The sequence below is a fragment of the Niastella yeongjuensis genome (genome assembly GCF_900110245.1).
In the GTDB taxonomy this organism is placed as follows: Bacteria; Bacteroidota; Bacteroidia; order Chitinophagales; family Chitinophagaceae; genus Niastella; species Niastella yeongjuensis.
Map to the genome: position 1 here is coordinate 47,910 of NZ_FOCZ01000025.1, position 6,369 is coordinate 54,278.

Below are 6,369 nucleotides of genomic sequence, written 5' to 3' on the forward strand. Positions count from 1 at the left end.
TTAACAAATTTCATTCCTATTACCCTAATGGATATGGGTATTTTTCTTTGCACCTGTTATTTTGTGACAAAATTGGCAGTAGTCATTTATTATAATTAAATCAACCGGTTTCCTTAGCCCGATTGATCAGTGTAACGATATTATTCACCTGAAATTTATGCAGCTACTGATCTTATGCTTGTTGGGCAACCGGCAGCAACCTTACCCAGATCACTGAAAGTAATGACATTGAGGTTTGGCCCGTGTTTTCACCGGATTCAAAATACCTGCTGATCGGCTATCTTACACTACTGATGACCGCTGTAATGTAGACCAGGTAGTGTTTCCCTGTGCAATGAAAAGCCCGGCCAATTTGGCGCGTCCTTCCTCGCCATTATTAATAACATATTCCAACTCCGGAAGCGTTAACAATTTTATGTTCACCATTTTAACCGGTTCCAGCGATAGCTGTACTTCGCCGGGAATAATAGGGTCGGGCAACCCGATAAAAGCGCCCACTCTGCCTTCGGCATTTTTGAATTCGGCGGGCACATCCACATCATAAAATTCAGTGGTAATGTAAGTAAGATCGTTGAGGAGGCTGATCACATTTCCCTGATCGGCCATTACCTGTGCCGCCTGGTATACCAGCTGAAACTGCCAGGTGGTGTTCACGGGAACAGTGAGTTTTTCTGTAGCTACATATACTTCCAATCCGAAGCCATTGTATGCCGCATTGGCCGTATTGGTCTCCAGATCGTCATAGGGATCGCTAAGGCCATCGCTGGCCAGAATAGTGCGTTCGGGCGCATGGATAGTCATAAAGGCCTGACGCATCGCAGGCCACATGGGACCACCCATAAGAGCCGGATTAATAATGTGCGACACTACATAGGGATCTACTTCTCCGATCGATTTCCAATGACTGTCCCTGAGTTCGCAGGACTTGTCGAAATGTTCCTGATGGGTTTGCATAGTGATGAAGTTTGGGCAATAATTGTTAAGGTAACAGGAAAACGCAGGTAGTAATCATTAATTATTCATGAACAAAAAAAATAATAACAATTTAATGCCTTTAGATAAAGGCCATGTGGGAATTCCCTATTTTTGTTCTCCTTATACAATCCGTATCACACCCATTCATCTCCAGCTCATTAATTTAATCTCACGCCCCACGGAATAACAAATAGATCTTTCACCATTTAAAACATAGAAAATGGAATTTAACAAAGTACTATTTGTGGTTACCAGCCACGATCAGATGGGCAACACAGACAGAAAAACAGGCATCTGGATCGAAGAATTTGCCGCTCCGTATTACTACTTCCTCGACAACGGCAAAGAGATCACCATTGCATCCCCAAAAGGCGGTCAGGCACCCATTGATCCCAAGAGTAATGAACTGGAAAACAGAACAGAAGCAACTGTTCGTTATTTCAGTGATCCCGAAACACAAAAGCGCCTCGCCAATACAAAAAAAATAAGCGAGGTCAACGAAAAGGATTTTGATACTGTGTTTTATCCCGGTGGGCATGGACCTATGTGGGACCTGCCAGATAATAAAGACTCCATCAACCTGCTCGAAAGTTTTAATCGCGCTGGAAAAGTAATGACTTTAATGTGTCACTCCCCGGTGGCTTTGATAAATGTCAAGGATACCAATGGCGAGTTGCTTATTAAAGGGAAACGTGTGACCGCATTTACCAATGGAGAAGAAACTACAGCCCAATTAGATAAGATAGTACCCTTCCTGCTGGAAGATAAATTACGCAGTAAAGGCGCTAACTATCAAAAAGGGGAAGACTGGGCTCCGTTTGTAACCCGCGATGGCAAGTTGATCACCGGTCAAAATCCGGCCTCCTCCGTATTGGCAGCAGAAACGGTAATGGAAGTATTTAAAAGAATGGCAGCAACTATGCCGGCTGGTGCGGTATAAAAATTTGTTATTCCAGTAGACCTGTACCCTTTTCTTCTGTATCTCAGAATAATTTTAATTGTACATTTTCAACCCCACCCTCTTCCGCAAAATTAGAGACCCCTACACCCAACAACCTGATCTTCACTTCCAGGATGTCGGTTTTTAACAACAACTGTAAAGCTGTGGCGGCAATGGTTTCCTGGTCGCAGACCGCCGCAGGGAGCGTTTGACTACGGGTAAGTGTTTTGAAATCGCTGTAGCGTATTTTGATCGTGATGGTTTTTCCTTTGAGGTCAAATTGTTGCAGGCGATTGCTGACAATAGCAGCTAACCGGTCCAGTTGTTCCTTCATCTCTGCCGGATTATCCAGGTCATTTAAGAAGGTATCCTCAGCACTGATTGATTTTGTTTCCCGGTTGGGTTCAACAGGCCGCTCGTCAATGCCCCGCACAATTTTATAATAGAAACTTCCGGGTTTGCCAAACAAACGCACCAACTCTACTTCAGTTAGTTTCTTAAGATCGGCACCAGTGAAGAGGTTCAACGCATTCATTTTATCTGCGGTTACCTTTCCTACGCCGTGAAATTTATTCACGGGCAGGCTTTCCATAAATGCTTCTACTTTATCGGGCGCAATAAAGGTAAGACCATCGGGTTTGTTCATATCCGAAGCGATCTTTGCCACAAATTTATTGATGGATACACCGGCAGAAGCAGTCAATTGCAACTCATCACGAATGGCTGCCTTTATTTGCATCGCAATACCAATGGCTGAACCGATCTGTAGTTTGTCTTCAGTAACATCGAGGTACGCTTCATCTAATGACAGGGGCTCGATGAGATCGGTATGCCGGTAAAAAACTTCCCTTACCTGCTCCGATACCGATTTATACACGGCAAAACGCGGTGCAATAAAGATCAACTCCGGGCAAAGCTGAATGGCCCGCTTGCTTGGCATGGCAGAACGTACGCCGAATTTGCGCGCTTCATAACTGGCCGTTGCCACTACACCCCGGTTTTCGGGCAATCCGCCTACTGCAATGGGTTTCCCCCTTAATTCCGGATTATCCCGTTGCTCCACCGAGGCATAAAAGGCATCCATATCTATATGAATAATCTTTCGTTGTGCCATACCGGCTGCAATTTAATTTCCACATAACGCTTCAGCAAACTTCTTTGTAGTGCGTGCCGTCAATAATTTGACACCAGTGGCCGTCATTTCAGCAGCTTTGTTATCGGCAGGGATGATCTTTTGGCCGTCCATAAAGCGGATCACCTTGCCATCTTTTACATACACCCGGTATTCACTTTTTTGAATTGGTCCATTGGCCGGACCACCAATGAGCGATTCAAAGATGAAGATCAGATTGCCATTGCGGTAGTAATACTCGGTATCCCAGCCACCGTCGCCAATAACACCGGTTTCCTTTATTTTTACGATCTGTTGTTTATCCAGATAATATTCCATGCGCCCATCTTCCACACAACCCGGAGCATCGAAAGTGTATGTCTCTTTTTTGTAAGTTTTGTTGCTGTTTATTTCCTTAAATGCTGCGCGGATCTCCTCCACCCCTGCTTCGGTTGTTTTTTGTTGCGCGTAGATACCAGTGCAGGACATAGTGAATAATAAGGCAAAAAAGGCTATACGTTTGGTCGTTGGGTACATAAAAGAAGATTGTGAGCAGTGAAATTAGTAAATTTCCCTTCAAAAGCAGCTAGTGTAACAATCGTTACCATTTCTTAATTTTTAATATACTTTTTTTGCAGAAAGATTCAGTCACCTAAAAACCTACAATATGGCAGACGCTATTCAGTTAGTACCCGGCAACACACTCATTACCGCTACACCGGAAGAAGGCAGGCAACTGGCCATCAAAATGTCGAGGCTGATCATAAAAGCTACCCAGCCCGATGCTGGCATCCGGGAAATGCTTAGGCCCATATATGCACAGGACGCGGCCATGCTTATTGCAGCCGGACAAACAGTAGCCATAGAGTTTGCTACTATTGCAGCCGCCAATAATTACTGGAGAAATAATGGATAATTATCAAAGTGCCATCGTTAGTCAGTGTTTATCCGATCTGGGTAATGAGCTGCTGCAGGAGATCATTACTCATGGGGTGATAAAATCTTTCGATACGGATGAGTTTGTGATTAAACAGGGACAACTGATCAAACACCTGCCCATTGTACTCGAAGGAATACTAAAGGTGTTTAGCGATGAAGACAATTATCAGTTCCTCTTGTACTACATCCATCCCGGCGCTACCTGCATTTTTAGCTTTGCGCATTTCTTTGGAGAAAAAAAACTGGCATTTTCCGGCACAGCGGAAATGGCCAGTTCTGTATTGCTCATACCTGTTCAAAAAGCGCGGGAGTGGATGATAAAATATCCGGTCTTTAGCGCCATGATCTTAAAGGAATATGAGAAACACTACTACGACCTGTTGGAGACCACTAAACAGCTCCTTTGTTACAACCTTGAAGAAAGAATACTACAATATCTGCAAACAAAAGCTGCCATCACGGGCGATACGTTATTAGCAATCTCACACCGAACTATAGCCAGCGATCTGGCTACATCGAGGGAAGCGATTTCGCGCGTAATGAGAAAACTCGAAAAAGACAATAAAATACAACAGTCGGGAAGAAAGATCCAGCTGTTGGCTGGTCGTTAGTCATAGGGCCAATGGTGAATCCACGAGAATTATGCGCCAGAATTAAAAGGAATGACGTTTTTAACCCTCCGAATGTCGCATTCCCCCCGCCCATCTTTTGTTATTGTTCCCGAGATTTGTAGCCTACTAAAACGAATGCCATGCAAAAGATCATTCCACATTTATGGTTCAATACAGAAGCCAAGGAAGCCGCCCATTTTTACACATCGGTATTTCCGGAATCAAAGATCACCCACTCCAGTGTGTTGAGCAATACGCCATCCGGCGATTGCGACATCCTTGGTTTTGAGTTGTGGAACCATAAATTTATGGCCATCAGCGCCGGTCCTTTGTTCACCTTCAACCCATCTGTTTCGTTCATCGTAAATTTTGATCCGTTGTTGTTCGGTTCAGCAACTGAACCTGAAAAAGCAGCCCGGGAAAAATTGGATGCAGTATGGAACCAACTGATCGATGGCGGCACAGCGCTTATGCCTATCAACGAATATCCTTTCAGTAAACGTTTTGGCTGGGTAAAAGACAAATACGGGGTTTCCTGGCAACTGATGCTCACCAACCCCGCAGGCGAGCCACGGCCAGCTATCATTCCTTCCCTGCTGTTTGTACAAGACAAATGCGGCAAAGCGGAAGAGGCGATCAACTATTACCTGTCGGTTTTTAAAAACAGTAAGGCCGGCAACCTGCGCCGTTATCCCGCCGGAATGGAACCAGACAAGGAAGGCACGGTTATGTTTGCCGATTTTATGCTGGAGAACAGCTGGTTTGCAGCCATGGACAGTGCCCATAAACACAATTTCGAATTCAATGAATCCATCTCCTTTTTGGTAAGTTGTACCGATCAGGCCGAAATAGATTATTACTGGGAAAAGATCTCTGCGGTGCCGGAAGCAGAACAATGTGGCTGGTGTAAAGACAAGTTTGGCGTATCCTGGCAAATATCGCCAGCCAACATCCAGGAATTGATGAGTAAAGGTTCACCCGAACAAATAGCCCGGGTAACAAAGGCATTTATGCAAATGAAGAAGTTCAATTTGGCCAAATTACAGGAAGCGTATGACGGAAAATGATGAAAAAGGGTATTAAAGACACTTAAATAAATGCATTTTTCCCCCTGGGGATTATATGTAAAATCAGACAGAACTCAGGACCGGCAAGGGTTTTATAATTCCACCCGGGTCGTGGGCATCATAAAATCGGCTTTTTGTTGATTTTCAGGTGCCGCTGGCCTGCATTACTTTTACATCATCAAGCCGCCCACGGCGGACCAAGCGGAGCGAAAATGTGAAAATGACAAGTAAACAAGGAAATTGCTCCCTACAACACTAATTTTATCTTTTTTTCATATGGCAAGCAATCGTTAGAGGTCGTCTGTTTCTACAGAGGACTTTTTTCTTTTACCCCTCCCCTAATTTATAGTAGCAGTTGTGAACGTATCCTATTACGCTTCTCATCTTCCCATCTACCGGATCAGATTGAAAAGTTGGGGGAATTAGGAGAAAGTCGTTGTTTTGCAGCCAATAAAACGGACGAGAAACATTGGAAAAGGATCAGGAAAAAGAATTGTTAGGCTATTTTTTACCAGCAGGGACACTTGAATATTTTGATATAACTCATTTTGTAAAAGATAAAGTAGGATTCGTTTTATTTTTAGAGGAAAAGAACCTACCTCCGGCCGAATATGCAGGCCAAACACTTCACTCAAAAGGGTTTTACCCGGAAGTTCGGGTACAGGACTTTCCGATACGGGAGAACAAAGTAGAACTGAGTATAAAGCGCCGCCGCTGGGAAGTTCA

Annotated in this window: 8 protein-coding genes; 4 read left to right on the plus strand and 4 right to left on the minus strand. The window is 44.2% G+C overall.

Annotated features, from left to right (window positions below; translation table 11 throughout):
• Positions 1-282 precede the first annotated feature (282 nt).
• Complete coding sequence (locus tag BMX95_RS33600; protein ID WP_081202387.1) at positions 283-954, minus strand: hypothetical protein; 672 nt, start codon at positions 952-954, stop codon at positions 283-285.
• Positions 955-1,195: 241 nt separating this feature from the next.
• Here BMX95_RS33600 and BMX95_RS33605 point away from each other — a divergent pair, with 241 nt between their 5' ends.
• The gene (locus BMX95_RS33605; protein WP_081202386.1) at positions 1,196-1,915 is read left to right on the plus strand and encodes a type 1 glutamine amidotransferase domain-containing protein; all 720 of its coding nucleotides are present in this window, start codon (positions 1,196-1,198) and stop codon (positions 1,913-1,915) included.
• A gap of 43 nt (positions 1,916-1,958) precedes the next feature.
• On the opposite strand, the gene dinB is transcribed toward BMX95_RS33605, so the two are convergent.
• On the minus strand, positions 1,959-3,029 hold the full coding sequence (gene dinB, locus BMX95_RS33610; RefSeq protein WP_081202385.1) for a DNA polymerase IV: 1,071 nt from the start codon (positions 3,027-3,029) through the stop codon (positions 1,959-1,961).
• 12 nt (positions 3,030-3,041) lie between these two features.
• The gene (locus BMX95_RS33615; protein WP_090519733.1) at positions 3,042-3,563 is read right to left on the minus strand and encodes a hypothetical protein; all 522 of its coding nucleotides are present in this window, start codon (positions 3,561-3,563) and stop codon (positions 3,042-3,044) included.
• 130 nt (positions 3,564-3,693) lie between these two features.
• On the opposite strand from BMX95_RS33615, the gene BMX95_RS33620 reads away from it, so the two are divergent.
• From BMX95_RS33620 to BMX95_RS33630, 3 genes are all read left to right on the plus strand, one after another.
• On the plus strand, positions 3,694-3,942 hold the full coding sequence (locus BMX95_RS33620) for a hexameric tyrosine-coordinated heme protein (protein WP_081202383.1): 249 nt from the start codon (positions 3,694-3,696) through the stop codon (positions 3,940-3,942).
• The gene (locus BMX95_RS33625; protein WP_081202382.1) at positions 3,935-4,576 is read left to right on the plus strand and encodes a Crp/Fnr family transcriptional regulator; all 642 of its coding nucleotides are present in this window, start codon (positions 3,935-3,937) and stop codon (positions 4,574-4,576) included. Before BMX95_RS33620 ends, BMX95_RS33625 begins: the two co-directional genes overlap by 8 nt.
• Positions 4,577-4,716: 140 nt before the next feature.
• Entirely contained in the window at positions 4,717-5,643 is a 927-nt protein-coding gene (locus BMX95_RS33630) for a VOC family protein (protein WP_081202381.1), read from the plus strand.
• Between the two features lie 422 nt (positions 5,644-6,065).
• Here BMX95_RS33630 and BMX95_RS35375 read toward each other — a convergent pair.
• Positions 6,066-6,369 (minus strand): hypothetical protein (locus BMX95_RS35375; protein WP_218149838.1); only part of this gene is annotated, 304 nt, incomplete at its 5' end.